The sequence below is a fragment of the Chitinophaga polysaccharea genome (assembly GCF_007829335.1).
GTDB classification, from domain to species: domain Bacteria; phylum Bacteroidota; class Bacteroidia; order Chitinophagales; family Chitinophagaceae; genus Chitinophaga; species Chitinophaga polysaccharea_B.
Genome location: NZ_VIWO01000007.1, coordinates 462,431 through 489,328, shown reverse-complemented (window position 1 = coordinate 489,328; position 26,898 = coordinate 462,431). Strand labels below are relative to the sequence as shown.

The 26,898-nt window shown below is 45.7% G+C and carries 23 protein-coding genes and 2 tRNA genes; 13 read left to right on the top strand and 12 right to left on the bottom strand.

Features of this window, described 5'->3' with window-relative positions; all coding sequences use genetic code 11:
* Positions 1–200 precede the first annotated feature (200 nt).
* From FHW36_RS23640 to FHW36_RS23630, 3 genes are all read right to left on the bottom strand, one after another.
* Positions 201–272, bottom strand: a tRNA-Met gene (locus FHW36_RS23640).
* 307 nt (positions 273–579) lie between these two features.
* A complete protein-coding gene (locus FHW36_RS23635; RefSeq protein WP_145672735.1) occupies positions 580–2,226 on the bottom strand; it encodes a family 2A encapsulin nanocompartment cargo protein cysteine desulfurase in 1,647 nt (548 codons plus the stop codon).
* Positions 2,213–3,136 (bottom strand): family 2A encapsulin nanocompartment shell protein, encoded by a 924-nt coding sequence (locus tag FHW36_RS23630; protein WP_145672732.1) that lies wholly within the window; start codon positions 3,134–3,136, stop codon positions 2,213–2,215. Before FHW36_RS23630 ends, FHW36_RS23635 begins: the two co-directional genes overlap by 14 nt.
* A 190-nt stretch (positions 3,137–3,326) precedes the next feature.
* On the opposite strand from FHW36_RS23630, the gene FHW36_RS23625 reads away from it, so the two are divergent.
* On the top strand, positions 3,327–4,238 hold the full coding sequence (locus FHW36_RS23625; RefSeq protein ID WP_145672730.1) for a LysR family transcriptional regulator: 912 nt from the start codon (positions 3,327–3,329) through the stop codon (positions 4,236–4,238).
* Positions 4,239–4,267: 29 nt separating this feature from the next.
* Here the strand turns inward: FHW36_RS23625 and FHW36_RS23620 are convergent, their stop codons facing one another.
* Positions 4,268–5,035: an NIPSNAP family protein gene (locus FHW36_RS23620; protein ID WP_145672728.1), complete on the bottom strand. Its 768-nt coding sequence runs from the start codon at positions 5,033–5,035 to the stop codon at positions 4,268–4,270.
* A gap of 100 nt (positions 5,036–5,135) precedes the next feature.
* Here FHW36_RS23620 and FHW36_RS23615 point away from each other — a divergent pair, with 100 nt between their 5' ends.
* The 6 genes from FHW36_RS23615 to FHW36_RS23590 all read left to right on the top strand — a co-directional run bounded on the left by FHW36_RS23615 (position 5,136) and on the right by FHW36_RS23590 (position 9,208).
* Entirely contained in the window at positions 5,136–6,251 is a 1,116-nt protein-coding gene (locus tag FHW36_RS23615; RefSeq protein ID WP_145672726.1) for a suppressor of fused domain protein, read from the top strand.
* 142 nt (positions 6,252–6,393) lie between these two features.
* Positions 6,394–7,254 carry a TraB/GumN family protein gene (locus FHW36_RS23610; protein ID WP_186452573.1) on the top strand — a complete coding sequence of 287 codons (861 nt, stop codon included), beginning with the start codon at positions 6,394–6,396 and terminating at the stop codon, positions 7,252–7,254.
* A gap of 20 nt (positions 7,255–7,274) precedes the next feature.
* On the top strand, positions 7,275–7,460 hold the full coding sequence (locus FHW36_RS23605) for a sigma factor (protein WP_145672722.1): 186 nt from the start codon (positions 7,275–7,277) through the stop codon (positions 7,458–7,460).
* Between the two features lie 20 nt (positions 7,461–7,480).
* Positions 7,481–7,951 carry a hypothetical protein gene (locus FHW36_RS23600; protein ID WP_145672721.1) on the top strand — a complete coding sequence of 157 codons (471 nt, stop codon included), beginning with the start codon at positions 7,481–7,483 and terminating at the stop codon, positions 7,949–7,951.
* Positions 7,952–7,961: 10 nt separating this feature from the next.
* Positions 7,962–8,306 (top strand): DHCW motif cupin fold protein, encoded by a 345-nt coding sequence (locus tag FHW36_RS23595; protein WP_145672719.1) that lies wholly within the window; start codon positions 7,962–7,964, stop codon positions 8,304–8,306.
* 341 nt (positions 8,307–8,647) lie between these two features.
* The gene (locus FHW36_RS23590; RefSeq protein WP_186452572.1) at positions 8,648–9,208 is read left to right on the top strand and encodes an RNA polymerase sigma factor; all 561 of its coding nucleotides are present in this window, start codon (positions 8,648–8,650) and stop codon (positions 9,206–9,208) included.
* Between the two features lie 884 nt (positions 9,209–10,092).
* On the opposite strand, the gene FHW36_RS23585 is transcribed toward FHW36_RS23590, so the two are convergent.
* The gene (locus FHW36_RS23585) at positions 10,093–10,731 is read right to left on the bottom strand and encodes a class I SAM-dependent methyltransferase (protein WP_222429156.1); all 639 of its coding nucleotides are present in this window, start codon (positions 10,729–10,731) and stop codon (positions 10,093–10,095) included.
* A gap of 414 nt (positions 10,732–11,145) precedes the next feature.
* On the opposite strand from FHW36_RS23585, the gene FHW36_RS23580 reads away from it, so the two are divergent.
* Together FHW36_RS23580 and FHW36_RS23575 are read left to right on the top strand one after the other, a co-directional pair.
* Positions 11,146–12,483 (top strand): glucosidase family protein, encoded by a 1,338-nt coding sequence (locus FHW36_RS23580; protein ID WP_186452571.1) that lies wholly within the window; start codon positions 11,146–11,148, stop codon positions 12,481–12,483.
* A gap of 385 nt (positions 12,484–12,868) precedes the next feature.
* Complete coding sequence (locus FHW36_RS23575; RefSeq protein ID WP_145672714.1) at positions 12,869–13,864, top strand: terpene synthase family protein; 996 nt, start codon at positions 12,869–12,871, stop codon at positions 13,862–13,864.
* A gap of 323 nt (positions 13,865–14,187) precedes the next feature.
* Here FHW36_RS23575 and FHW36_RS23570 read toward each other — a convergent pair.
* Together FHW36_RS23570 and FHW36_RS23565 are read right to left on the bottom strand one after the other, a co-directional pair.
* A tRNA-Met gene (locus FHW36_RS23570) sits at positions 14,188–14,261 on the bottom strand.
* Between the two features lie 122 nt (positions 14,262–14,383).
* Positions 14,384–16,903, bottom strand: coding sequence for a mechanosensitive ion channel family protein (locus tag FHW36_RS23565; protein ID WP_145672712.1), 2,520 nt, complete (start codon positions 16,901–16,903; stop codon positions 14,384–14,386).
* 174 nt (positions 16,904–17,077) lie between these two features.
* On the opposite strand from FHW36_RS23565, the gene FHW36_RS23560 reads away from it, so the two are divergent.
* Positions 17,078–18,643 carry a glycerol-3-phosphate dehydrogenase/oxidase gene (locus FHW36_RS23560; protein WP_145672710.1) on the top strand — a complete coding sequence of 522 codons (1,566 nt, stop codon included), beginning with the start codon at positions 17,078–17,080 and terminating at the stop codon, positions 18,641–18,643.
* Positions 18,644–18,696: 53 nt separating this feature from the next.
* On the opposite strand, the gene FHW36_RS23555 is transcribed toward FHW36_RS23560, so the two are convergent.
* From FHW36_RS23555 to FHW36_RS23540, 4 genes are read right to left on the bottom strand one after another with little or no spacing between them, the layout of a single operon-like run.
* A complete protein-coding gene (locus FHW36_RS23555; protein WP_145672708.1) occupies positions 18,697–19,287 on the bottom strand; it encodes a nitroreductase family protein in 591 nt (196 codons plus the stop codon).
* A 9-nt stretch (positions 19,288–19,296) separates the two neighbouring features.
* A complete protein-coding gene (locus FHW36_RS23550; protein ID WP_145672707.1) occupies positions 19,297–19,737 on the bottom strand; it encodes a thioesterase family protein in 441 nt (146 codons plus the stop codon).
* A 20-nt stretch (positions 19,738–19,757) separates the two neighbouring features.
* Positions 19,758–20,342, bottom strand: a complete 585-nt coding sequence (rdgB, locus tag FHW36_RS23545) for an RdgB/HAM1 family non-canonical purine NTP pyrophosphatase (protein ID WP_145672705.1) — start codon at positions 20,340–20,342, stop codon at positions 19,758–19,760.
* A 20-nt stretch (positions 20,343–20,362) separates the two neighbouring features.
* Positions 20,363–20,860 carry a hypothetical protein gene (locus FHW36_RS23540; protein WP_145672703.1) on the bottom strand — a complete coding sequence of 166 codons (498 nt, stop codon included), beginning with the start codon at positions 20,858–20,860 and terminating at the stop codon, positions 20,363–20,365.
* A gap of 132 nt (positions 20,861–20,992) precedes the next feature.
* On the opposite strand from FHW36_RS23540, the gene FHW36_RS23535 reads away from it, so the two are divergent.
* The 3 genes from FHW36_RS23535 to rpsG all read left to right on the top strand — a co-directional run bounded on the left by FHW36_RS23535 (position 20,993) and on the right by rpsG (position 23,258).
* Entirely contained in the window at positions 20,993–22,093 is a 1,101-nt protein-coding gene (locus FHW36_RS23535) for a branched-chain amino acid aminotransferase (protein ID WP_246121220.1), read from the top strand.
* Positions 22,094–22,380: 287 nt separating this feature from the next.
* Positions 22,381–22,761 carry a 30S ribosomal protein S12 gene (gene rpsL, locus FHW36_RS23530; RefSeq protein ID WP_012789278.1) on the top strand — a complete coding sequence of 127 codons (381 nt, stop codon included), beginning with the start codon at positions 22,381–22,383 and terminating at the stop codon, positions 22,759–22,761.
* Positions 22,762–22,790: 29 nt separating this feature from the next.
* Complete coding sequence (rpsG, locus tag FHW36_RS23525) at positions 22,791–23,258, top strand: 30S ribosomal protein S7 (protein WP_145672701.1); 468 nt, start codon at positions 22,791–22,793, stop codon at positions 23,256–23,258.
* A gap of 146 nt (positions 23,259–23,404) precedes the next feature.
* Here the strand turns inward: rpsG and FHW36_RS23520 are convergent, their stop codons facing one another.
* On the bottom strand, positions 23,405–26,896 hold the full coding sequence (locus FHW36_RS23520) for a collagen-like protein (protein WP_145672699.1): 3,492 nt from the start codon (positions 26,894–26,896) through the stop codon (positions 23,405–23,407).
* Positions 26,897–26,898: the final 2 nt, after the last annotated feature.

Genomic DNA, 26,898 nt, shown 5'->3' with positions numbered 1-26,898 from the left:
ATTTAATGCGAAAATAAAGTCCTTTAGAAACGCTCTTCGAGGGGTACGGGATGTAGAATTCTTTCTGTTTAGATTATATAAACTTTATGCCTAATTCCCCAACTTTTCAACTTGATCCTGTAATAATACTAATTTATTTGATGATCCGCTATATGGCAAAAAAAAGTCCTGAACAGTGTGTTCAGGACTTCCATAATTTGTAGCGAGGAGCGGATTCGAACCACTGACCTTCGGGTTATGAGCCCGACGAGCTACCTCTGCTCTACCTCGCAATGTGGTTGCAAATGTAGGTAAATAATTTAAACTACAAAATTTAACGATTAATTTTTTTGAGTACTGACGAGCATTTCACGGGAATTGTGCGCACATTACATAAATGACGATCTTATGCAATGCAGTGCTGTACAGTGTTTGAAGGAGATTGGAGAGAGATGTATTTTTGAGTGACATGTAGCAGAAAAATATTTTTCCAGTGGTCGCTAAAAAGTGAATCGCTGCTTTTTGACATTTAACAACTGCTATCAAAAAAAAAATCCGGATGCGTGGAAGGCATCCGGATGCTTATTAAACACGTTGATATTATATCCTGCTTCTGCGTAAACGTAGCAGGCTTTCAGCCAATGCATCAATATCTGCACAACTGTTGTAAAAAGCTAATGACGGTCTCACGGTGCTTTCTACACCAAACCTGCGTAAAATAGGTTGTGCACAATGATGCCCGGCTCTCACAGCAATGCCCTCCTGGTTGAGCGCAGCACCCACCTGCTCTGTGGTAAAGTCTTTCAACACAAAAGATAATACACTGGTTTTATCAGGCGCAGTGCCGATTAAGCGTAGTCCCGGTATCTCTTTCAGTAGCTGAGTGGCATATACCAGCAGGTAGTGTTCATATTGCTGGATAGCGTCTATCCCGATATGATCCACATAGTCGATGGCAGCTCCCAATCCTACGGCATCGGCGATACTGCCGGTGCCTGCTTCAAAGCGGCTGGGCGCCAAATGGTACTGGGTGTGTTCAAAGGTTACATCTTTGATCATATTACCACCACCCTGCCAGGGTTGGGTTTCATTGAGCAGGGCTTCTTTCCCGTAAAGCACGCCGATACCGGTGGGACCAAATACCTTGTGCCCGGAGAAGACATACCAATCGCAATCGAGCCACTGCACATCCGCCCGCATATGAGATACAGCCTGTGCGCCATCTACCAATACTTTAGCGCCGGCCTGGTGGGCCAGTTCCACTATTTGTCGTACAGGGGTTACCGTGCCCAATGCGTTGGATACCTGCGTAAAGGATACCAGTTTGGTTTTGTTACTCAGCAACTGTTGGTAGGCTGATAATATCAGTTGTCCATCGTCATCTACCGGTATTACTTTTATTTGTAATCCTCTTTGCTGTGCCAGTTGTTGCCAGGGTACAATATTGGCGTGATGCTCCAGGTGACTGAGAATGATTTCATCGCCCGGCTGCAGGAATTGTTCTCCCCAGCTTTTCGCCACTAGGTTGATGGCCTCTGTAGCGCCCCGTACAAATACAATTTCATTGGTAGAAGCTGCGTTCAAAAAGCGTCTTACTTTTTCACGGGCGGCTTCATAAGCGTCAGTGGCGCGGGCTGCCAGCTCATGTGCTGCCCGGTGGATATTGGAATTTTCATGCTCATAAAATTGACTGATCCGCTCTATCACCGACCGGGGCTTTTGCGTAGTGGCCGCGTTGTCGAGCCAGATTAACCGCCGGCCATTTACATGTTCCTGTAAAATAGGAAAGTCCGCCCTCACGCGGTTGATATCCAGCGACTGCGGTATGGCGCCCGTGATTGCTGACTGGTGCTCCGGCAGAAAATAATAAGATAAGCCCTGGAAAGGCAACTGCGCGTTGTAAGACGAATGAGGAATGCCTTTCAGTGCCCGCTGCAACTCCTGCTCAAAAGACGGATCTGCGGATGCCGGTTGCCGCGATAAGGCAGAAGGAGAAATCCCGCTACCCGCTACGGAAGAGGGCACGCCACCATTGTTGGCAAAATGTGGATCCGGTAAGCTGGTAGGCGCCTGCGTAACATCTGATACGCTTCCCTGGTGTAACAGCGGATCAGGGGCAGGGCTTACGGCTTCGTATAGCGGGGATGTTTCACTACCAGGTTGCAGGGAAGAAAAAAACTGGTTGGCCAGCTTTTCCAACAACGCTACATCCGGTAGTCCATCCATGGAGAAATTATTTGTATTCATGGTACTTGCCGATTTCTACATCATCCAATACACCGATGGCATCGTCTACCAATACTGCCAGGGAGCAGTAAAGGGAAACCAGGTAGGAGGCGATGGCCTGGTGATTTATTCCCATAAAGCGAACCGATAGCCCGGGTGATTGCTCGCCGGGCAGGTTAGGCTGGTATAAGCCTACTACGCCCTGGCGGCTTTCCCCGGTACGCAGAAGGATAATTTTGGATTTGCCTTTTTCTACCGGTACCTTATCAGAAGGGATCAATGGGATGCCCCTCCAGGTAAGGAATTGAGAGCCAAATAACGATACGGTGGGAGGAGGAACACCCCGGCGGGTACATTCGCGGCCAAAGGCGGCAATGGCAGAAGGATGTAATAAAAAGAAGCCGGGTTCTTTCCACACCCTGCTGATCAGTTCATCCATGTCGTCGGGTGTTGGTGCGCCGGTGCGGGTTTTAAGCCGCTGGGAGGGCACTACGCTATGTAGCAGTCCATATTCCTTGTTGTTGATCAATTCGCTTTCCTGCCTTTCTTTGATAGTTTCAATGATCAGGCGTAACTGTTCGCTGATCTGGTTATAGGGTTTACTGTAAAGGTCGGATACGCGGGTATGTACATCCAATACGGTGTTAACAGCACTCAGATTATACTCACGTGGATTTTCAATATAGTCCACATAGGTTTGTGGCAATTCGCGTTCGTCCCTGCCGGAACAGTCTACTGTTACGCTGCTGGCGTCTTTTACTTTGTTGAGCCGGTATACGCCCGATTCTACAGGTATCCAGCTCATTAACTTAGTCAACCACCGGGGTGTAATGGTAGACATTTGTGGTACCGTACGGGTGGCGATTGCCAATTGCCGCGCGGCTACATCGCCGAGCGCAGTCTGAACTTTGTGTGGAGTGTCGTTAGCCATCTGAGATCAGTTTTTTGATTTTTAAGAATGAAGTTTCTTTACCAGGAGCAGAAATGTGTGGTGGGTCATTTCCAGACCTGTTGGTGGGCGTGTTATACAGTTAATTTAACTCTTTTTTACGGGAAAAAGTATGTATAAAGTAAATGATGTAACGCCTTTTAAAGGATAAATTTATTTATACTTTTGTGCTATGGTAAATTTTGAATGGTACCGGACTTTTAAGGCCATCTACCAATCTGGTACATTAACAGGCGCCGCACAGGAATTGTTGATTTCACAGCCTAATGTTAGTCAGCACCTGTCGGCCCTGGAGAATTATATCGGCCACCCGCTGTTTGAGCGCAAACCCCGGCAGATGGTGCCTACCAGCTACGGCCACCTGTTTTACAGCCAGATTATCGATGCGGTAGACCGGCTGGAGAAAGTGGAGGGCGACTTTAACCGCACCTGTGTGGAGCGGTGTATGACTGTTATCCAGCTGGGCGCCCCGAAGGAATTCTTTGACGCCATTCTGTCCTCCAGGATAGATCGTATCGGGAAAGCGAACCTGGTAACAGAATTTGGCCAGGCAAAAGACCTGGTACAGAAACTGATGAAGGGCGACCTCGGTTTTGTGATATCTCCCGGGATAGTAACTGAAAAAAATGTGGTATCAGTACCCCTGCTGGAGGAAAAGTGGGTGCTGGTGGGCAGCCCGGGGTTAGATGCCGGCCCCTTGAAGAAATGTGTCCGAAACAACGACCTGGATGGAGCGGAAGCCTGGATGCAGGTACAGGATTGGTTTGCCTATAGCAACGATGGCGCAGCTATCCGTCGGTTCTGGGTGCATAATTTCAGTAAGCGGCCCGGGTGGAGGCCCCGTTATATTGTACCGGATTTTAATACTATTTTAAAAACCATGCAACAGATTAATGGCATCACCATTGTCCCGGATTACCTGGTGAAAGACCTGGTAAAACAAAAACAACTGAAGCTGTTGTGGGAAGGAGAGGTACCTGTTACCAACACTATTTACCTGGCTTACGACAAAACCAGGGCTACGGCCAACACAATAAATCTGGTAAGAGGATTATTCGACGAAGAAATGCATCCGGGCAAATAACGGTAATCGCCATCTGCCCGGAAAAAAGATTATATATCGGAATAATTGACAGGTCTTAAAAAGAGGATATCTGATTTGGATACATTGTGACTATATTCTTCCAGGGCAGACAGGCTTTTCCACCTTGGATCGGCACTAAATGCCTTCCAGTGTGTGTCGCGGTCTTCTTTATTGTTGAAGGTAGTCATATACATCAGGTTGGGCATCCGGGGGCCGGAAATAACCGATGCATAAAATACAGCATGGAAGCCCAGGCTTTTGAAAATGCCAATTTCATCTCCCGTATTGAACATTTTTACCTTGTTGACATGGTATTTTTCTGACGGGCTTTCATAACTGCGTAGTTCGTATACCCGTTCGCTTTTCTGCGCCGACAGCACAGGCGCTTCCATGAGGGGCATCCCGGGAAATGCCTGTAATAAAATAGATTCTATACGGGCATAAGGAATATTATTCCAGGGTGCATCCATATAGGCCTGACCGTTAGTCGACAGTAATTTATCTGCCTGCAGGGTTTTATCCAGGTGTACGAATTGTTCCATTGATTGAAATGGAATGAATACATAGATCCGGATATCTGCGGTATCGGGCGTAACAGGTTTGAAAACGCCTGCCTGTTTGATGCCCGCCCGGTGCAATGCCGGCAGGAAAGCCTTTTCCAGGTAATTATCTACCAACGCTTCCTGGGCGGTAGTGGTAAGATGATAGATTTTAATCTGGTAGAATTGCCGCTCTTTTGCAAAAAGTGCGATGCTGCAAAACAACAGGAGTGCCAATAATAAAGTGGAATTTCTCATGTGAAAATGAATTGTATAATTGACAAAATACAGCAAATAAACCAGGATTTATAGTACTGGGTTGAATGCATTAAATTTGAAGGATCTAAAAAATGTAATTATGTCTGAACCGGTAATGTTGATAGAACAAGCTAATAATAGAGGTACTTTGTATGCCGTAGTAGAACAGGACGACCGGGTAGCTTATTTTTATCTTTATCCGTCTGAATTGCTGACGTCTAAATATTCTCCGCGCCCTTGCTGGTTGCGCAATTTAATGCCTGCCCCTGCAAAGAAAGATGTGGCCGCTATGAAAGAAGGTATGGCGCCTATGTTGGAAGTGGCTTTCTGTAATCATCCGCAGGGAAAGGAACCATTGGAAAAAGAGCGGCTGGCAATTGTATGGCTGGAGGAAGGTGATGGCGCCGCCGTTATGTACGATGACGAAATACTGGGAGTTATCCCCGGCTGGAGTTTATATAACGAAGAACATTCGGTGGCATATGCGGCTGATTGTATCGGCGCCGGTGACACCGACCGCCTGATGCCTCTGGGAAAAAGAGGTACCAACGCTATGTATGACCGGGTAGATCAGGCCATTGCCTTCTGGAAGGAATGGTCGGACGAAACCTCTCAGACATGGAGTATTTTGCAGGACAAATTTATTAAAGCTTACGAGGGAGCTTTTGGTCCCCTGCAGCAATACTATGCGATAGATGGTGATCAATGGCCACCGATGGCTATCGGCAAATTTGAAAAAGACGGCATCGTGTATTTGCTCACGTTAGGCGTAAGTATACGGCCCATGCCATGGGTGGAGTTGTTGTATAATGAAAGATCTCCTGGTTTCCGGAGAATGGAGCTGGCCATGGCTTTCCGTAAAGACGATTTCAGCGACAAGGAAATGATGAATATGGGCAGCTTTATGTCGGGACTGGCCGACCGTCCCTGGAAACAGGTGACCTGGCTGGGAGAAGGGCATACGGTTAAATCTGACGAATTGGTAGCTCCTTTCGAAAGTGTAGTGCTTTCCTCCGCCCTGTACAACGGGCCGGAAATCCAGCTACCGGAAGTATATGGAGATAAAGTGAATTTATACTGGCTATCGCCCATTACCAAACTGGAACGCGAATATGCCCATGTACGGCCGAACGCAGGCTACTACCTGCTGGAAAAAATGATTGAGCACAATTTGAATCACGTCGCTGCCAAACGGCCAGAGTTGCCGTTTGAATAAATATGGATACACAGGTATGCAGCGATAAAATAATGCTGCATACCTTTCTCTCCCAAAAAAATAAAAAAAACAGCCCCTTGCTGTAATGAAATCATTGTTTCGGCTACTAATCTTCCAAATAAAACCCAATATGCAATACATCATGAAAACTATAGTCCTGTTAGCCATTTTATTTGTTGGCCTTTTTACCGGCAGTGCCAGCGGACAACAACAGCCCCAGCTGGAAAAATCGCTCCTCTGGAAAGTAACCGGGAAAGGATTACCCCAACCGTCTTACCTGTACGGTACTATCCATATGATATGTGACGCCGACTTTAAAATAGCTCCTAAAACAAAAAATGCATTCGACCAAGCATCGCAGCTGGTGCTGGAGACCGATTTATTTAACCCTTCCACACCTGCATTGGTGAAAGCGGCTATGAGAGCGGACACACCACTCAGCAAAAAACTTTCTCCAACAGAATATGCTACGCTGGATTCCCTGATGCAGCAAAAAATGGGTATGCCCCTGAAGCCTTTCGATAACTTCAAACTCACCATGGTAATGGCCCTGATGATGCAGAAATTATTTTCGTGTGCGCAACCCAAATCATATGAAATGACCTTTAACCAGATGGCAACATCCAAACAATTGCCGGTGGGAGCATTGGAAACGATACAAGAGCAGCTCGACCTGATGAATAAAGCATTTTCAGACGAGCAGATTATTACCCAGGTAAAAGAATTTGACAGCGCCCGGATAATGATGAACCAGATGGTAGAAAATTATAAAGCGGAAGATGTAAGCGCCTTATATAACAGGATGGTGGAGGAATTAATGGACAAGCATACCATCCAGATAATGTTGGAAGAAAGAAACCATCATTGGGTAACAGAAATGCCGGAAATGATGCAAAAAGGTTCCAGCTTTTTCGCCGTAGGTGCAGGCCACCTGGGCGGGCCCATAGGCATCATTGCCTTGCTGAGAAAGCAGGGATATACCGTGACGCCCATTATGAATTAAAGCCCTGTACTTTGGAACCCATGGAAAAGGAATTTCTGGAACAGATAGCGGCTAATAAGGACATCATCCATAAGATCGCGAAAATGTACATGGATGAAGCAGATGATCAACAGGATTTAACACAGGAGATCATTTATCAACTATTGAAATTTTATGATTGCTTTCAACATGCCAGAGTAATCCGGCATGTCAGATACCCGTTATGATTAAAACAACTATAACAGACATGAACCTTCGATTACTCTCCGCCATTGGTATAATGGCATTAGCATTTACTGCCTGTGGCGAAAAAATGCCTGCAGCTTCAACGGCGCCAGGATCCACCCTTACCGGCACCTGGAAGTTGGCCTATAGTAAAATGATTAAGAATGGCGATACCACCAGTACCTTCCCGGTGGCGGGGAGAGAAATGATCAAGCTATTTAACGGCAGTCATTTTGCTTTTTTTCAGCACGACTTGTCAAAAGGTACTGATACCAGTAACGCCGTATATTCATCCGGCGCGGGCACCTATGTATTGTCGGGCGATAAATATGAAGAGCACCTGCAATACTGCAGCTACCGGGGTTGGGAGGATAAGCATTTCTCTTTTACGCTTGAATTGCACAACGATACGCTGATACAGCGTGGTATAGAGAAGATTGATAGCCTGCAGGTAAACCACGAAATCATAGAAGCGTATATCCGTTTACGTTAAACACTTTATTATGAGTGCAAATTATCCTTTTCAAACGATTGACTGGACCGCTATTGAAAAGACGGTACATCCCGGTGAAACGGGAACTGCCTGGTGGCAAACCTTGCAGTTGCCAGGTCTTCGCTTGCGTATTGTAGAATATTCTCCCGGATACCTGGCCGATCACTGGTGCCGGAAAGGGCATGTGGTGCACTGCTTGCAGGGCGCTTTCGTAAGTGAATTGCAGAATGGTGATCGCTTTGAATTGTCGGAGGGGATGACTTACGTAGTAGCAGATGAGATGAGTAGTCATCGTTCTATATCTGATGCTGGAGTAAAATTGCTGATCATAGACGGTGATTTTCTAAAGCCCTGATCGTTTTTTTATGTTGATGATGTGTTTGTTAACCCTGTTTTGGGTGCCCTTATATTATGCAATTGTTTGGTTTCTTATGCCTCCCTCGCTTAATAAATGTAAATTTGCCCTTTCCGCTATGGGATTGATTCTTACAGATATTTAAACATTCCTGCTTAACAATGTATTAACCATTTGACATGTTTTATAGCATTACTTTTAGGTTAAGTTTTAAAGTAAAGAATGCAAAATAAACCACTTTCAACCACGGTAATAAACCATAGAAAATTCATTTTTTCTAATTATCGACAACAATAGAATAAGTATTTTTTCCTAACCAGTCTCTCTAAAAGGAAATGAGAATGCAACAAAACAACCAAGATGCGGTCCTCCTGGATCTGCTAAAAGATGGGAGCGCGCAAGCTTTTACAACTGTGTACCATAAGTACCATCACATGTTAATGGTCATGGCTTGTGATATGTTGAAAGACGTAGACAAGGCAGAAGATTTGCTGCAGGAATTTTTCATGGATTTCTGGCATAAGAAGCTGTTTCTCAAAATTGATATTAATTATCAAAACAGGGACAAAGCCAGCATCATGAAGAACTATCTGTATGCCAGTATTCGTAACCGTTGTTTGAATAAGATTACCAGGGAGAAGAAATTTATTTCCGATATTCCGGATGAACCTTTTCTACCTAATGACCCGCTGGAAAGCAAAGAAATCTATACACAGGTAAACAGCGCGCTGAAGAAGAAAGTACCGCCGAAGTCCTCCGCGGCCTTCCGTTTAAGACATTATGAACAAAAGAGTCATAAAGAAATTGCTGCGGAAATGAATACCAGTATTCAAACCGTAAAGAATCAAATCGGTACTGCCGTAAAAATTTTACGCGGTTACTTTAGTCCCGCTCACCTGTAAGCCAGGTTCTCCCTCTATCATTTACGAACTGCATGGATGCTTTGTTGCGCTACCTCTAACAGGGTAATGACCTTTCTATGCTCATCACATCCGGGAGCGCAGCGCTACAAAGCAACGGCATGAGGGATTGCCGGACCAAGACAGGATCTGCATGAAGCGTAAGCTTTATTGCAGACCTGTCTTTTAATCAAACTATATAAAATAAGAGATAATAAAAAACAGGAACTAAATGTTCCCGGTTCTTACGTGCGCATGGTTGGTGCTAGTGCCCCGGATTTTGATTCATATTAGCGTTAGCGCCGGTTTGCGCTTCGGGAATAGGTTGTAGCCTCCTGAAATCAGTAGTCTTAATATCAATATACCATAGTCTTTGGGGAGGCCTGAGCCGTTTTTATATATGAATATACCAACGGTGTACTCTCAAAGAAAAGCTATTATAGTGCTGATTCCAATGACCCAACAACATTTAAATTACGACAGTATTTTATCTATGAAGTAACGAACGGTAATATTACCAGTAGTAAGGAATATGATAATGCCGGGCGGTTTAATGGGGAAACTATCTATACATGTACCAGTGAGATTAACGTTTTTAAATCCCTGGTTTTACTTAACTATGTTAATAATCTGGGATTGTACGACGTAGCTACTGATCAAGCTTCGTTAATAAAAACATGCTTGCCGGCTCTTCCAGGGATGGACAGAAAACCGCTTATACTTACACGTATAATAGCAACAATCAACTTACCGGGTTTATGGCAAACACTTGGTTTGGAGTATTTACGTGGGCACTATCATACTAGTTCTACAAGTGGTTATTAACTGATGGAAATTGTAACTTTATGATAAACCCTTTCATCTTTATTGTCAAAAGATGAAAGGGTTTACTGTTGCGGTATATTATCCCCCTTCTTACACTTAATCAAAAAGAAGGGATAATTTTCATTTACCTCCATAATATCAAACAAGCCCGATTGCCCAAACTCTTCCTGGATAGATGTTCTATCGTAAAAGAACATATTAACACCTCCAAACATTTCGTAGCGGTCCTGGCTGATAAATGTGCCCTTGCCGTAGGTGGGCGCCTCTTTTGAAATTACGGTAAACACCATGTATCCATTCTCTGACAATTGATGATAGCAGTTGCGGATAAGTTTAGCTCTTTCGTTACTGTCTAACAAATGAATGAGCGCATAACAGAATATGCCGTCATAACGGTCATGGTCAAACGGCATATCAGTAACAGAGCCATGGTAGATGACCATTCCTGTGCCGTAGTGCTTTTCCGCCATTTGTATCGCAGTGGCGGATATCTCGATTCCTGTTACCTTCATACCATTATCTCTGAAAACCTGGGCATTCCTGCCATAGCCTATTCCAGGGATGAGCACATTTTTAATACCCTGCTGCACAAAAAAGTCTTTTGTCAGGATCGCGGATTTAGACGGCTCAAAGCCCCACATCTCTTGTTTTTCCGTGAAAGCGGCGTCCCAGAATTCCGGTGGTGTGGATTCATTTTCCATAAGCATGTTTATAGTGGTATTGAAGGTAACAAAAAATGTAAAAGGACTTTTTTACCACATCACAGGAAGATTTGCTGTAGCCGCTTTCTATATTTCATTATGTTATAATGTACATACATATATAACGATGTCCCCTAAAAAAATCCGAAGGAGGGATGTTTTGTAAAATATTTACTTGTATGGCCTTTTATAGGGTATGTGTAGTCGTCTGATTAAGTATGAATTTTAGCTGGAAAAGAAATTTTTCCCTGAAAAAATTTGACGGTATCATTTTAATATGTATTTATGTATATACAAATAAGAATTCTGCCCGGCGCTGATATGAAAAATTACCAGCTTAAGTTGCTGACTAATGCAATAGCCGGTTTATGACTATGGAAGAATTTACATTTTATACACAATAAGTAACGATAAATGAAAAAAATATTAATACTGCCTTCCGTTATATTGGCGATGGCAGCTCATGCACAGAGCGGCGAATTTAAGTTGTTATCCTATCCGGGCCGGGTGGAAGCAGCGGGGATCAGCAAAACGGTGTTGGCCCAACAAATACAGGGTGATAGTCGCCTGGATACCGTACAGACGTGGGCGTTAAAAGTATTAACCGGGTTCAACGCCGGCACAGGTTATGGAGAAATCTGGATCAGGGACTTTAATACCTTTATCAAAGGTTCTTTGAAAGTGCGCAGCCGTCAGGATGTAAAAGATGCGCTGCTCCTCTTCTTTAAGCTGCAAGGTACAGATGGTAATATTCCCGATGGCGCCATCAACGAAAAACAAGCCAACGTCGGCTATAAATACGGCTACTCAGCGCTGGCTCCAGGCTGGGCAAGCCATAAGAATACCGTGGAAACAGACCAGGAGTCATCGCTGATACAGGCTGTAAAACAATACATAGATGTCACCGGCGATAGAAGCATTCTCCAGGAAAAAGTGGGCGATCAAACCGTGCTGCAAAGAATGGAAGCCGCTATGCGGTTTATTTTAAATGAGCGCTGGTCGAAAGAGTACGGCCTTGTAAAAGGTGCTACCACCATAGATTGGGGGGATGTACAGCCGGAAACCGGATGGGGCGTTGCGCTGAATGAAAAAACAAAATGGGCGATCGATATTTATGACAATGCCATGTTCCTGCTGGCTATCAACGATTTCCTGGTAATAAAACCCGCAGCTTATCCGGCTCATGATAACTGGAAAAATATTGCAGCTACACTTAGAAAAAATATCAGGAAACACTTGTGGGATGCTGCCGCTAACAAATACATTCCGCATATTTACCTGAATGGCAGCCCATTCCCGGCTTCTTTCGATGAACGCAGTATACTTTATACCGGTGGTACCGCCTGCGCCATCCTGGCCGGATTGCACGATCAGAAAGAGATCAGGCAGATCAACCAGCAGTTCCTGGCCGCAGCAGAAAAGGAACCTTTCGCTACCATCGGAATGACCGTTTATCCGCCCTACCCGGTAGAAGTATTTCCCAATATGCCCGCCTATGTTTATCAGAATGCCGGCGACTGGACCTGGTTCGGCGGACGTATGATTACAGCATTGGCCGTTAATGGTATGCCTGCAGAGGCTTACGCAGAAATGAGTCCGATGCTGGACCGCGTTATTAAGAATAAAGGATTCAACGAGTGGTACGATGTGCGTACCGGGAAAGCCTCTGGCTCCGGCGATTTCAGAGGTGAAGCGGGAGTGTTGTATGATGCAATTAATCAGCTGAGGGCTTGGGCAAAGAAAGTGAAGTGAGTGTAATGAGGGCTGACCAAAAAGCATTAGTTTACTTTTTGGTCAGCCCCGTAGCGGCAATGGGAGGCATTTGGAACTCATGATTTTCTTGTTGTCTGAAATGCAGGGGATAATCGACAATGATTTTTGATGTATTATAAATGAACCAACTGTATATTTACTGCAGTATGCCTCTCTACTTTTGAAGCAACATTCTAAATAAATATTAAGGAAAAATGCAGCATGATGATATGCTTCAATAATGTACAGTCAGTATAGGTAACAGACGACATTTACTACTAAAGTAATAAAAGGTATTCAACATTTTTTTGTCAGGATGCGGTTGTAAACATGGTGCATTATTTTAGCATGACATTTATATTTATCGCTAAATATAAGCTATAATATGAGACCTGAAGAATTCAAATCCAGCAACTATCTTCCTTTAAATTATTATCCATGGCCCAATCTTGTTAATTCGCATATAGAGCAAATGGGGCGGGATATGGATTCCTGGATCGACAATGATTACACCTTTCTGACAGACGTACAAAAAGTGAAATACAAGAAGATGCGATTGCATGCCTGTACAGCCTGTATGTGGCCCGACCTGACGTATGAGCAAGCTATTCCCTGCAACAGGTTCATGCTCCAATATGTTGTTCTCGACGATCAATTAGAACATTCCTCACTTCAGGAAATCCAACAACAGCGGATCCGTTGTACAGCTATTCTTAAAGGAGATCAACCAGGACCAGATGAAAATGCACTTTATCAACATCTGGCGATCCTCAGAAACGAATTCCGTGCTTTCATGCCTGAAATATGGATGGAGCGTTTCATCAACTATTTTTATCAATCCTTCAGATATGGGATTGAATTAGAATATTCTTTTAAAGTAACCAATCTGCCCCCTTCTCTTAGCCTTTTCCAAGTCATTCGTGAGTTTTCCGTTCTTATGCGTCCGTATCTGATCTTTGGTGAGATTGAATCAGGCCTTGTTCTGCCGAACCATATCATTGAGCATCCCATCATACAAAAAATCATATCCCTGATTGTCAGAGTTGTTGCATGGCAAAACGATATTCATTCTCTGCCAAAAGAAATGGCAAAGGGAACAGAAGTGTTTAATCTGATCTTTGTGCTGCAACGGGAATATCATCTATCGCTGGAAGAGGCTTGTGCAGAGGCTCTTCGTATTCATAATGCGGATTTGGAAGAAATGATTGCCTTGCATAGGGACTATCGCGAGTTTGGTGAATACCAGGAACATGTAGATAAGTTTATTTACTATGCGGGAGTCGGGCTCCAGGGAGTAAATACATTTTATTTACAAGAAACAGAGAGATACCTGCATGGAGGAGTAGGGTTTGCCTGGCCTGAAGAGAAGAGTCCTCGCTGAGATGTTCCCTAAAAAGCTAAGAAATAAGCATTGATATTGCAAATATGAAGTGAAATAATCAATTTGCTCCTCCCATTAATATCCCCATCAGGAGTTAAACCATATCATCCTGACTCAACGATTCAAAATAGTCCACTTAAGAATCCGGTTTTCAGCAATACTGCTTTTAAAGCAGATAGGTTCATAGACCTCAACAATACCTGCTAACCTAATTGCAGAACTCCTGTATGATGTCGAATTATATGACCGCCAAACCCGACCACTGCGCTTAAATGAAAAAGCCGCAAACTCTTTTCTGTAAAGTGTTTGCGGCTTTTTACCTGTAGCGAGATCGGGAGTTGAACCCGAGACCTTTGGGTTATGAATCCAACGCTCTAACCACCTGAGCTACCTCGCCATATTCCTTTTTGACCCGCTGTAACTACCATCTGTAGCGACTGCTGACCCAAAACGGGAGTGCAAAGATAACGGCTTAAAAATGAAAATTCAAAATGTATTCCCCTTTTTTTGGAAATTTTTTTAAACAGCTTCATCTTTACCCGGCTTTTCCCACTTCTTCATCAGTAGCTCATCAATTGACCGAATATGCAGATCCCGCTGTGGATAAGGCAATTCGATGCCGGCATTATTCAGGGCTGTATAAATGGTGGCGAGCACCTCGCTCATCGCTGTACTGGCGTTATCGAGGTCGCCTACCCAGAAGTACACCCGGAAATTGATGGCATTATCGCCAAATTCGATCAGCTGAACTACCGGCGCCGGTAAGGTCAACACATCTTTACGATCGGTGAAGGCCGACTTAATAATATCGGTTACTTGCTTTATATCGCTACCATAGCTTACGCCGATCAGGAACGTAACGCGACGGGTACGGTTGGTGCGGGTCCAGTTGATCAGCTGCTGAGAAATGAGGTCCCCATTGGGAACAATGACTTCTGAGCCGTCGGGAGCGTTGATTTTACTGGAGCGGATACCTATTTCCTTTACGGTACCTGAACGGGAGCCTACTTCAATTACATCGCCTACTTCTATCGGCTTTTCGAAAGCCAGGATGATGCCGGATACCAGGTTGTTGACAACATTTTGCAAGCCAAAACCAATACCAACGCCCAGGGCGCCAATAACAATGGTTAATTTATCCATAGGAATGCCGGAGGCAGCAAACGCCAGTAGCACACCTCCCGCTAATACTGCCAAACGCAGTAGCAATAAGGCGGAGCCAAATTTGGTCTTTTTACCGCTGGTGGTTTGCCCGGTGCTGCCAAACATGTAGGCAATCAACTGTGAAGCTACAGTAGATACCCAGATCACCAATATGAAGATAATAATGCTGCTGAAAGTAAAGTCGGAATTACCTATCTGGTGCGGCGATGACAGGAAGTCGGAAATACTTTCATGAATAGCATCATACAGGTAAAGATTACGGGCAATGATGATTAGCCAGCCTACGACGGCTAATATGGCCAGGAAAGTTTTCGACTTCCGTTGTACATCCTGGTAGTCCATAAATGAGATGAAGGTGCTGGAATCTTTGTTCGCTTCTACTTGCAGGTATACCGCTTCCATCAATATTTTCACCAGGGAAAATAAGCTAAGGGCCATAACAGTATTAACAATTGCACTGGAACCCATGATCTTGGCAGTGCCCACTCTGGCGAATATCACCAGTACCAGCGAGAAAATGCTGGTGGCGATAAACAGCTTTACTACCGGCCGTATAAACCGGGGAGGAGCAAAAGTGCTCAGCGCCGTTTCTTTTAACAGCCGGTAACCTAATATGGTGGAGAAAATAGCGCCTATCAGCAACCCCCATTGTTCAGCGTAAGTCACTTCTATCAATAAGTTGTTCAAACAATACAGGAACAGCAACCCTATCATCAGTAGCCAGGTCCGGAATAAGGTGGGGGATAATAGCTGCCGGAAAATAAACGTTAGCGCGATGGCATTCAGTAACCAGGTGATTTCGGTAAATAGAATAGGGTAACGGATAGATAACACGGCCGAAAGCGTTGTCACCAGTACAACGGTACAGGCTATGGGAAAACGATACAGGTATTGTGTATGCTGTAAAATTGTTTCACCTTCTTCCTCGGTATGATTTTGTTTTATACGCTTAATGTTATGGTATACCCACCAGGTAAACAATACTGCCAAAAGCAGCCACACAAAAAATACCGGCCATTGTATGATGAAAAATATGCCCATCACCTTACCGCTCTTATGCAGGGAGTTTTTCAATACCGGGAAGAAATCCAGGGGATTAATACTGTCCCGGTGTGGCCGCCATAAGTAGCGATAGTCGCGTGCAAACATGTTGGCGGAATGCTGTTCCAGCCGGTAGTCCATGTCTTCATATAAGTTAGACACTTCTATATAGCGGTTAGCCACTTTATTCTGTAGTAGTCCTATCCTGATCAGGTTAACCTTGTTGGCACTGTCTACCGCATGAAATTTAAGGATCAGGTTAGTGATCTGACCAAGATAAAAACCATACAATTCATTTTCTGCTGGGATGTTACGCATAGCGGAATCCCGGCGCAGTGAATAAATGGTATCATTAATGCCCACCAGTTTATCATAATAGGAAAAGAGGGTCGACTGCCAGGAGTCCAGCTTGCGTTGCAGCTGTTCCAGCATCACTTTATTGGTATAGATATCGTTGATGTTGGGAGTACGGCCCAGGCTGGCGATATTATATTTTATCAGGGCCAGCGAAGTGTCTGTCATGGGAAGGCCGTTGCTGATGTTTACAGTGTCGAATCCACGCCGGAGGGAACTCATTACCTCGTTCAGCATCAGCGTGTAATCTTCAATGCGATTAATCAATATGGCAACAGAAGTATCGGATTTTTTGATACGGTTGCTATCCTTTGCCATGGCAGCAATATTTTTCCGGATAGTGGCGCTGTCGATGGTTACCATGTGAATGGTATCCACTTTTGCCTTCTGTTTTTTGCGCTGCGCCTGGGCGTGAAAACTACCGCCGGTAATAATACATAGTGCCATAATGGGCAACAGCCATGTAGCTTTGGTAAACATATGAACAGGTGTCTGTAAAAAGTAGATGCTTATGTTGGAACATTTTTTATGCCCAATTGTTGCTGAATTTAAAACTTTTAGCCGGCCCGGAGGTTAAGTTTTCTGGAATCTGGTTGCTCATTCGCTATTTCCGCTGTAATTTGTAAGTCATTGCCAGACCATGAAAACTAGTTTATGAACAGAGAAATGCTCGTAAATGCCCTACGGAAAGACCTTCAGCCCTGGGATATAATTGTAATAGGCGGTGGCGCTACTGGCCTGGGGGCTGCCCTGGAAGCCGTAACAAGAGGTTATCGTACCTTGCTGCTCGAACAGGTGGATTTTGCCAAATCTACTTCCAGCAAAAGTACGAAGCTGGTGCATGGAGGGGTGCGTTACTTAGCACAGGGCAATGTATCATTGGTAAGGGAGGCCAGTATGGAACGGGGCCGCCTGGTAGCTAACGCACCCCACCTGGTGCGCAACCTGGCTTTTGTAATTCCTACTTTTAATTTTTGGGAGAATATAAAATACACGATTGGCCTCAAAATGTACGATTGGCTCGCCGGACGCCTCAGTCTCGGTAAATCGGTACATATATCTAAATCGGCTACGCTCGAACGCCTGCCTACTTTGAAAAAAGATAACCTGGCAGGAGGGGTGCTCTACCACGACGGCCAGTTCGACGATAGCCGCCTGGCAATCAATCTCGCCCAAACTATCTCCGATAAAGGAGGTACGGTACTCAATTACATGCGGGTAACCAGCCTCACCAAGGATGGAAGCGGAAATGTCAATGGAGTAACGGTAAAGGATACACTGGAAGGAGGAGAGGAGATCCATCTGAATACCCGGGCGGTGATTAACGCTACCGGTGTGTTTGCTGATGATATTCTGGAGATGGATAATCCACAGGCCCCAAAATCTATTGCGGCCAGCCAGGGTGTACACCTGGTACTCGACAGCGATTTCCTGCCCGGGCACAATGCCCTCATGATCCCTGCTACCAGCGATGGACGGGTATTATTTGTAGTGCCCTGGCATAATAAAGTGGTAGTGGGTACCACCGATACGCCTGTCAATCACATTAGCCTTGAACCCAGGGCGCTGGAAAATGAAATTGCCTTTATCCTCAATACCGCCGGGCAATACCTCGCCAAACCGCCTCAACGCTCCGATGTCCGTAGCGTGTGGGCCGGACTTCGCCCCCTGGCCGCTGCTAAAGCTGAAGGACATAAAACCAAAGAAATTTCCCGCAGCCATAAGATCATGGTCGCCAAATCCGGCCTTGTTACTATTATCGGCGGAAAGTGGACTACCTACCGTCGCATGGCCGAAGATGTGATACAGCAACTGGAAGAAGCCCTTCGCTGGAAACAAACGGCTTCTGTTACCCACGAACTCCGTATCCATGGCGCTGCTGATAATGTTAATTGGAATGATCCCTGGTATTTCTATGGCAGCGATATGCTACATATCCACCAGATGGTAGCCCGTGAACCTGACCTGCAGGAAGAGCTAAGCCGCGAATATCATATTATAAAAGCCCAGGTGGTATGGGCCGTGAGGGAGGAAATGGCCCGCAATATCGAAGATTTTCTGGCCCGCCGTACCCGCCTCCTCCTGCTGGATGCGAAGGAAGCAATGCGTATAGCCCCCGCCGTAGCCAGGATTATGGCAGAAGAACTGCATAAAGACGAACACTGGGTAGCTACCCAGATCGCCAGCTTTGAAGCAGAAGCCAAAGGATATCAATTGTAATGGAAATAAAAATCAGGGCCTTTGTACTAAACAAAGGCCCTGCTAATTTATACTTACATCCATTTGAATTTCTGTTCAAAAGGTTTTATCCTTCTGCCTGGCATCACGGGTTCATCTGTATAACCCATATAAAAGAATCCCAGTACCTGGTCATCATCTCCCAAACCCAGGTAATCCTGCATGGCCGGATGGTAGGTCATCCCGCCAGATCCCCAGTAAGCGGCGATATTTAAGGCAGTAGCTCCCAGCCAGATGTTTTCCACGGCGCAAGACACGGCAGCAATTTCTTCTATCGCCGGAATCTTAGGATTATTACCTCGTTTCATACAAATAGCCAGGATATGAGAGGCCAGGTTTCCCTGGTTCTTCAACTTCTCATAGTTGCCGGTAATGTATTTATCGGCCGGTGTATATTGCCTGTACAGGTCGGCATGGTCGGCGCAAAATTGCTGTACTTTGTCGCCGCTGTATACCAAAAAATACCAGGGCTCTGTATGGCCATGGGTAGGCGCCCAATCGGCCAGCTGTAATAATTGCTGCACGGTTTCATCGGCTATTTTCCGGCCGTTCATACTGGTAGGTTTCACAGTACGACGGGCCGTAATAACCTGCTCTACGGTGTTAACTGAAGTAGTAGTATCCATATAATATGTTTATTTACCAGCCTCCAGACGTGTCTTCATGTCTGGCGCCAGTTTCGCTATTTTACGTTGGTGATAATCAAAGCAGATCATGCCAGTCTTAGCCTCAGCAATGGTAATCGTTTGTGCGTTACGTTGAGCCGTGATACGGTAAAACAACTCAAAGCCAAAGGCATTGAATTCCCCCGCAGCCACAAACACCTCAAACACATCTCCATGAAATGCTTCTCCTTTATAGGCTACCGCTACATCGGCCATAATAAGACCGGCGCCTGCTTCTTTGTCGAGCTCCTTGTAACCCAAACTTTCTAGGAACCTGATCCTGGCTTCATGCATAATCGAAAGTATCGCATCGTTGCCTACGTGGCCGCCATAGTTAACATCCTGTATCCGTACGGGTATTGCTATACTAAAAGGAAATGCTGCCGGTAAATCTATCTTAATCCTTGCCATTATATTTTTTTAGGTAGATGCTAAACGTTTGCTGTTTGTTTCAGGAAGGCGACAAATTTTTGGAAGGCCCTGGCCCGGTGGCTATACTGGTTCTTTTCGCCCAGCGCCATTTCTGCAAAGGCACGGGTTTCTCCTTCAGGCACAAAAATAGGATCATACCCAAAACCTTCACCGCCCTGGGGGGCATTGGTAATATGTCCTTTGCTGACACCCTCAAACTGGTATTCTTTCCCATCCAATATCAGGGAAATAACAGTACGGAATTGAGCACTGCGGTCGGTTTTGCCTTCCATTTCCTTCAATACCCTCACAATATTGTCCGCCGCTTCTTTCTGTTCGCCTGCATACCGGGCAGATAAAACACCTGGTGCGCCATCCAGGGCGTTGATTTCCAATCCGGTGTCTTCTGCAAAACAATTTTCTCCCGTCATCCGGTGAATGGTAGCCGATTTTTCGGTGGCGTTAGCCTCCAGGGTGTCATGCGGTTCCGGGATGTCTATATCTATACCTGCTTCCAGCAGCGTGATAATCTCGAACTGGTTGCCCAGCAGCGATCGGAATTCCTTTACCTTATTTTGATTGTTGGTAGCAAATATCAATTTCATCTTGTTGTATGATAAATAAATTAAATATTTAATAATTGTTTCAACCCCGCCCAAAGCCGGGCTTTTAATAACTTGTCGCTTCCAATCAGCGATAATTCATCGGAAAATAACAGCGTGGTATCATTCACGGTTACCAGTTGATACAAGGGAATATCGCTAAATCCCAACTGCTCTGGTGCAATCCCAAATACAACGCCCCGCGTTATCTTCACGGCAGCTTTCCAGTCAGGAAAGGCCAGGGAAGGGTGGTGGGATACATTCAAAAGGGATACGTCCTGCATGCTCAGTTTACAGGCATTTAATATATTGGTAAGGAGGTTGAATAATTCTTCGTTTAAGTACGCTTCGTTTTCGTTTTGTATGAAGAGCGCAATGTTTTTTTGATTTTCTCCTAAATATTTGACTTTGGGTACCACTTTTTCTTCGGCGGCAACCGGCACGCTTTTCCCGGGAATGATCGGCTGGGTAAAGATCTTAGCCAAAAAGTATGGATCAAGATCAAGCTGCTCAAGTGGCATATTTATTATTATTTAATTTAATATTAAAAACCCCTCTGGGGAAAAATCAGTTTATTTGCACTGCCGGGGCCCACAGGCTACCAGCGACACAACGATTAAAGTGTAAAAATATTGAGATAAAATTGATTAACCATGATGGTAGATAAATCAACAGTTAAGGACGAGGCACTACAGAAGATCAAAGTCACTAAAACTACGAAAAGCAGGTTGAGTGAAGTAGATTTTAATAACCTGGCATTTGGTAAAATGTATGCCGACCATATGCTGGTGGCCGATTTTGATGGTAAAGAATGGAAAAATGCAGCGATTCTGCCTTTCCAAAACCTGTCTGTAAGTCCTTCAAATGCCGCCTGGCACTACGGGCAAGCAATTTTTGAAGGAATTAAAGCCTATAAAGATCCCCAGGGTTCCCCGATGATCTTCCGGCCCTATGATAACTATAAACGCTTCAATACCTCCGCAGAAAGAATGGGAATGCCGGAAGTACCGGAATGGCTGTTCATTGGCGGTCTGGACCTCCTGATCGATATAGACCGCGACTGGGTACCTACTGGTAAAGGTTGTTCGCTCTACCTTCGCCCGTTCATGATTGCAGCGGATGAATTTATCGGCGTACGTCCTTCCGATACCTACAAATTTGTGGTGATTAACTCTCCGGCAGGCCCCTATTTTAATAAGCCTATCAAGCTGCTGGTACAAGACAAATATGTACGTGCATTCCCGGGCGGCGTTGGTTATGCCAAGGCAGCAGGTAACTATGGTGGTACCATGTATCCCACCATGCAGGCCAGGAAACAGGGGTATGACCAGATTTTATGGGTAGATGGATATGAACACAAATACCTCCAGGAATGCGGTACGATGAACGTGTTTGCCATTATCGGCAATACGGCCATTACGCCCGATCTTACCCAGGGTACCATCCTGGAAGGGGTAACCCGCGCCAGTGTCATGGATATTCTCAGGGATATGGGGCTTAATGTGGAAGAAAGACCCATTTCGATCGACGAGGTAGTAGCCGCCTATAAAAATGGTACCCTGAAAGAAGTGTTCGGTACCGGTACCGCTTCCAGCGTGGCCTATGTAGAGCAGCTGGATTACCTGGACACCCATATTAAACTGGATACTTCCAAATATGACATTGGAGCCGAAGTGATCCAGCGCCTGGACGATATCCGTACCGGCCGTACTGCCGATACCCGTCACTGGAATTATTTAATAGATAAGAAATAACAGCTTTATATATTAATATATAGATAAAAATAGGGCTGATAAAAAGGCCCTATTTTTTTATGGTAGTTTCTTCGAGAAACCATACCTTTGCAGTCCGGTTTTTGGTAATCCTGAGCTCCTACCAAAATAATTAAGACCACTCCCTGTATTATAGGTGATCATTCCGGCAAAAATATTTTCGAAACAATTTTGTTATTCACACATATAGTTTTACCTTTGCCGTCCCAAAATCCCTTTATGGGGAATTTGGATGTCATTGTAAACCGACATAAAAAACTAGGTAAAGAATGCCTACTATACAACAATTAGTAAGAAAAGGAAGAGAAATTATCCGGGCTAAGTCTAAGTCCAGGGCATTAGATAGCTGCCCTCAGCGCCGTGGCGTTTGTACTCGTGTATACACTACCACGCCTAAGAAACCGAACTCCGCTCTGCGTAAAGTAGCGAAAGTGCGTTTAACCAACAAAGTTGAGGTGATTGCCTATATCCCTGGTGAAGGTCACAACTTGCAGGAGCACTCTATCGTACTGATCCGTGGTGGAAGGGTAAAAGATTTACCAGGTGTTCGTTACCACATCGTTCGCGGTTCCCTGGATACTGCCGGTGTGAAAGACAGAAAGCAGAGCCGTTCCAAATATGGTACTAAGAAGGAAAAGGCTAAAAAATAACAATTATAAATAGTCGTAATTTTCAATAAATGAGAAAGCAAGCTGCAAAAAAATTGCCTCTGGCTCCGGATCCAAGGTTCAATGACAAGCTGGTAACCCGCTTTGTTAATAACGTAATGGAACAAGGAAAAAAGAGCATTGCCTATAAAATTTTCTACGATGCTGTGGATAAGGTAAGCCAAATGACCGGCGAAAACGGTTACGAGGTTTGGAGAAAAGCATTGGCAAACGTTACTCCTGGTGTTGAAGTTAGAAGCCGTCGTATCGGTGGTGCTACTTTCCAGATTCCTGCTGAAGTTCGCCCTGATAGAAAAATATCCCTGAGCATCAAATGGTTAGTACGCTACGCCGGCGAAAGAAACGGTAAGAGCATGGCTGACAAGCTGGCTAACGAAATCGTAGCAGCAAGCAAAGGTGAAGGCGCAGCATTCAAGAAGAAAGAAGATACTCACCGTATGGCCGAAGCGAATAAAGCTTTCTCTCACTTCAGAATCTAGTTATAGCCTGCAAAGGCAACTCAATATATTTGGCAAACAGTTCCTCCGGAACTGTTTGCCTTTTTATGTTTGGTACCCTCCAAAATAGTAATAAAAAACAGGCATCGAATTTCCGATGCCTGTCACGATTATGCTTTTTGCGGGCGCTATTTTACATTTACATATACTTTGATCTTACCTTCCTCCCCATCAAATTCCTGCAACGCTTTCCCGATTACCTGGCCCGTTTTCACCTTATGCATATCTGCTTTCATTGCGTAGCCTTGTTTGTGTGAGGTGACAAGCATATCACCGCGGTGAATCGGTCCATTTTCATTACATACCTTCGTGGGAATCACACCTACTACCCCCAGCGGAATCTTAGCCGTTTCAGTAGTATCTACCGCAGCTTCGGTCATCAGTACGCCAGGTTTCGTAGCATATACACCTATTACGAGTGAGGAATAAGCCTCCGTTGATTTCTCTACGGTACGGTCAGCACTGGTCGCAATCACCATTACATCCCCAGGCTCATAAGCTGCTCTTTCTCCGGTTACATCAAAAGCTTCAGCTACGTCAGCTCCACCCACCTGGGAACCGCCATTGAAAAAGCCCTTGCCGGTACGATCAATACGCGCTTTGTTAAAGCCTGCTGTTTGATATATTGCCAGGTCACCACTTGCTCCGTTATGATTCACTACAAAGGCAGATCCCTGCCCATTGGTAAGCACCTGGAGCGCAATGCCGAAGCCGGTCGAATTGCTGTGTTCAAAATAACCACCATATCCACCTGTACCGGAAGCAACGCCATATACGCCAGCTGTACCATTGTTACCAAATATACTGTTTACCTCTCCACGTACTCCGGCTCCAACACCAGTGGTGTTGTTCATGAAAAAATTGCCGGCATTGCCCAACGAGTGATCAGCTATTACTCCAGGCCCGATACTGGTTACCTGTAAGGTGTTATCGGTGTTGGTATTGTTAGAAGTTTGAATCTGTACAGCATTACCGCTGGGGCCACTATGGTCCAGCACTGTAGCAGTACCCTGCCCCTGGCTTGTAACGTATAATGCATGTCCAAATCCAGTGGTGTTGCTATGCTCAAAATATCCGCCATATCCCCCGGTTCCGGAAGCTATGCCGTATATGCCTGCAGTACCGGCATTACCAAATATACTGTTTACCTCTCCCCGCACTGCGGCAGCAACAGCAGTGGTGTTGTTTGCGAAGAAGTTGGCAACGTTACCTAAACTATTATCGGGAATATTTCCCGGGCCTGTTGAGGTTACCTGGATGGTGTTATTGGCACTGTTGGTATTGTTTGTATTTTGAACAAATACAGCGCTGCCACTAGGGCCGTTCTGGGTAACTGTCATGCCATTTCCTTGTCCCTGGTTGATAACAGCCAGCGCATTCCCAAAACCGGTGGTGCTGGAATGTTCAAAATAACCGCCATAACCACCCGTACCGGAAGCTACGCCATAAACACCCGCTGTACCATTATTCCCAAAAATACTGTTCACTTCTCCACGTACACCAGCGCCAACACCATTGGTATTATTGGCAAAGAAGTTCGCCGCATTTCCCTGGGAATGGTCTGCTATAACACCCTGGCCTGTACTCACCGCCTCCAGCACATTGTGGGTATCTGCGGTGTTTAGATTTTCAAAGAACCCTGCCCGGCCAGTACCGCCGCTAATGCCAGCCCGCCCTAAAACACCAATGGCACTACCACTGGCATCAGTAGCGGCAAATCCATAAACGCCATAACCGATCCCGTCATTTCTTCCCACTACAGCGCCCGTAGCTGTTCCAACACTTTTAGTACGACCTGTTACTGCCTCGCCTCCGGCAGTGTTGTCTCCCAATACACCAGCGCCACTTATGGTAGCAGTAACGCCGTATACGCCGCTGCCTCCTGTGCTATTTCCGGCCACAGCATTGTTGGTACCTGTTGTGCTGCCGTTTACGGCCACACCGCTTCCGGAAGTACTGGCATTAATCACATTACCATTCCCATTGGTACTGGCATCTAATACATGGGAGCTATTAGCATTATTGATAATAGAAAAACTACCGGCCATACCGCTGGTACTCATAGCAGTTAGCCCGGTGCCAGTGTTGCTGTTGGCAAATATGCCGGTACCTGTTGTGGAGGCATTGCCATATACACCAATTCCACCAGAGGTACTTCCATATACGCCCCACCCACTACCGTTCTGTGAGCCCCATACACCTATTCCAAGACCCCCGGTGCCATTATTAATACCTCTCACGGCAGTGGAAAAACCACCTGGAGAAGCAGAGGATACAACTCCTCTTAATGCAGCAATACTGGCACTGGTACTATTACTAACGCCTTCCAGTATAGTACCATCGCCCTGATTGGTAATGGAAAACACTGTACCTGGCAAATTCACTGTATTGGCATAAGGAAGTGCAAACGGTGCTCCGGCTGTTGCTGGCGTCCATCTGGTTCCGTCATATTGCAATATTTGTCCGCTTAAAGGAGACACGGTATTAACAGCTATTCCCTGTAATCTGGCTACTCCGGGATTGGGATAAGTACCTTGTAAGTCGCCGCCTGCCGGACCATTGGGCGGTAACGTAGTTGGAATGACGCCAGCGGCAATTTTCGCCGCAGTTACCTTGCCATTACCAATAAGAGGATTGGGGTAATTACCCGTTAGATCGCCGCCTGCTGGTGAAGCAGTGATAGTTCCCGGAGGCCCCTGTGGTCCTGCAGGGCCTATTGGTCCAACTGGTCCGGTAGCGCCTGTCGGTCCAATAGGCCCTGCTGGTCCAACAGCTCCGGTAGCTCCTGTAGCGCCCACTGGCCCGACCGGTCCCTGTAATCCCTGAGGGCCTGTTAGCCCTATCGGCCCCGCTGGTCCGGTAGCTCCTGTGAGGCCAATCGGTCCCGCAGGCCCCATTGCCCCGGTTGCACCTACCGGCCCCGCAGGACCTTGTAACCCCATAGGTCCGGCCGGTCCTATGGGACCTATAGGTCCAGTGGCGCCCTGTGGCCCTACATTGCCGGGATCCCCTTTAAGTCCCTGTGGTCCAATAGCGCCGTTTGCGCCCACAGGCCCCAAGGGTCCAATCGGTCCAATCGGTCCAGCCGGTCCAATGGGTCCTGCTGGCCCCGTTGCCCCTGTGGGGCCGGCTACGCCAGGATCTCCCTTTGGACCTTGTGCGCCCACTACACCAGGGTCTCCTTTAGGTCCTTGCGGCCCAGCCGGCCCCGATGCACTGTTTGCCGCATAAATAGCAAAGGGTACACTCATTAATTGTGAGGTTCCCAGTTCTGTAAAATTACTTCCACCGGAAGATATCTCTACCCGTAAGTACTGATTGGCCTGGGCCCAGGGAACACCGGCAAAGGTGCCGGATACCACATCACCTTTACCAATTTGTGCAGTAAAAAGCCCTACCTGGTTGGTAGTCACATCCTGCGTTTCCTGGTATTGCACATTTCCGGAGGCAGATCCTCCCAAAATGGTAAACCTGATTTTTAATGCCTGAGCGGAAATAGTAGTCCCATTCATATTCCTGGCTACTGCCTGGTAGTTGATACCTTGTAATCCGCTCTGGGCACGTAGTTGCAACAACGTAGAAAACAAGGCGATGATGGTTAAAAATATAATTCGTTTCATAA

What these genes read in the sequence shown, in the direction of transcription:
- FHW36_RS23550 (WP_145672707.1), bottom strand. Translation starts at nt 19,737, where the DNA reads ATGGCAAGGATTAAGATAGATTTACCGGCAGCATTTCCTTTTAGTATA.
- rdgB (WP_145672705.1), bottom strand. Translation starts at nt 20,342, where the DNA reads ATGAAATTGATATTTGCTACCAACAATCAAAATAAGGTAAAGGAATTC.
- rpsL (WP_012789278.1), top strand. Translation starts at nt 22,381, where the DNA reads ATGCCTACTATACAACAATTAGTAAGAAAAGGAAGAGAAATTATCCGG.
- FHW36_RS23635 (WP_145672735.1), bottom strand. Translation starts at nt 2,226, where the DNA reads ATGAATACAAATAATTTCTCCATGGATGGACTACCGGATGTAGCGTTG.
- FHW36_RS23625 (WP_145672730.1), top strand. Translation starts at nt 3,327, where the DNA reads ATGGTAAATTTTGAATGGTACCGGACTTTTAAGGCCATCTACCAATCT.
- FHW36_RS23535 (WP_246121220.1), top strand. Translation starts at nt 20,993, where the DNA reads ATGATGGTAGATAAATCAACAGTTAAGGACGAGGCACTACAGAAGATC.
- FHW36_RS23600 (WP_145672721.1), top strand. Translation starts at nt 7,481, where the DNA reads ATGAACCTTCGATTACTCTCCGCCATTGGTATAATGGCATTAGCATTT.
- FHW36_RS23605 (WP_145672722.1), top strand. Translation starts at nt 7,275, where the DNA reads ATGGAAAAGGAATTTCTGGAACAGATAGCGGCTAATAAGGACATCATC.
- FHW36_RS23585 (WP_222429156.1), bottom strand. Translation starts at nt 10,731, where the DNA reads ATGGAAAATGAATCCACACCACCGGAATTCTGGGACGCCGCTTTCACG.
- FHW36_RS23615 (WP_145672726.1), top strand. Translation starts at nt 5,136, where the DNA reads ATGTCTGAACCGGTAATGTTGATAGAACAAGCTAATAATAGAGGTACT.
- FHW36_RS23620 (WP_145672728.1), bottom strand. Translation starts at nt 5,035, where the DNA reads ATGAGAAATTCCACTTTATTATTGGCACTCCTGTTGTTTTGCAGCATC.
- FHW36_RS23630 (WP_145672732.1), bottom strand. Translation starts at nt 3,136, where the DNA reads ATGGCTAACGACACTCCACACAAAGTTCAGACTGCGCTCGGCGATGTA.
- FHW36_RS23590 (WP_186452572.1), top strand. Translation starts at nt 8,648, where the DNA reads ATGCAACAAAACAACCAAGATGCGGTCCTCCTGGATCTGCTAAAAGAT.
- FHW36_RS23540 (WP_145672703.1), bottom strand. Translation starts at nt 20,860, where the DNA reads ATGCCACTTGAGCAGCTTGATCTTGATCCATACTTTTTGGCTAAGATC.
- FHW36_RS23580 (WP_186452571.1), top strand. Translation starts at nt 11,146, where the DNA reads ATGAAAAAAATATTAATACTGCCTTCCGTTATATTGGCGATGGCAGCT.
- FHW36_RS23575 (WP_145672714.1), top strand. Translation starts at nt 12,869, where the DNA reads ATGAGACCTGAAGAATTCAAATCCAGCAACTATCTTCCTTTAAATTAT.
- FHW36_RS23520 (WP_145672699.1), bottom strand. Translation starts at nt 26,896, where the DNA reads ATGAAACGAATTATATTTTTAACCATCATCGCCTTGTTTTCTACGTTG.
- FHW36_RS23560 (WP_145672710.1), top strand. Translation starts at nt 17,078, where the DNA reads ATGAACAGAGAAATGCTCGTAAATGCCCTACGGAAAGACCTTCAGCCC.
- rpsG (WP_145672701.1), top strand. Translation starts at nt 22,791, where the DNA reads ATGAGAAAGCAAGCTGCAAAAAAATTGCCTCTGGCTCCGGATCCAAGG.
- FHW36_RS23610 (WP_186452573.1), top strand. Translation starts at nt 6,394, where the DNA reads ATGAAAACTATAGTCCTGTTAGCCATTTTATTTGTTGGCCTTTTTACC.
- FHW36_RS23565 (WP_145672712.1), bottom strand. Translation starts at nt 16,903, where the DNA reads ATGTTTACCAAAGCTACATGGCTGTTGCCCATTATGGCACTATGTATT.
- FHW36_RS23555 (WP_145672708.1), bottom strand. Translation starts at nt 19,287, where the DNA reads ATGGATACTACTACTTCAGTTAACACCGTAGAGCAGGTTATTACGGCC.
- FHW36_RS23595 (WP_145672719.1), top strand. Translation starts at nt 7,962, where the DNA reads ATGAGTGCAAATTATCCTTTTCAAACGATTGACTGGACCGCTATTGAA.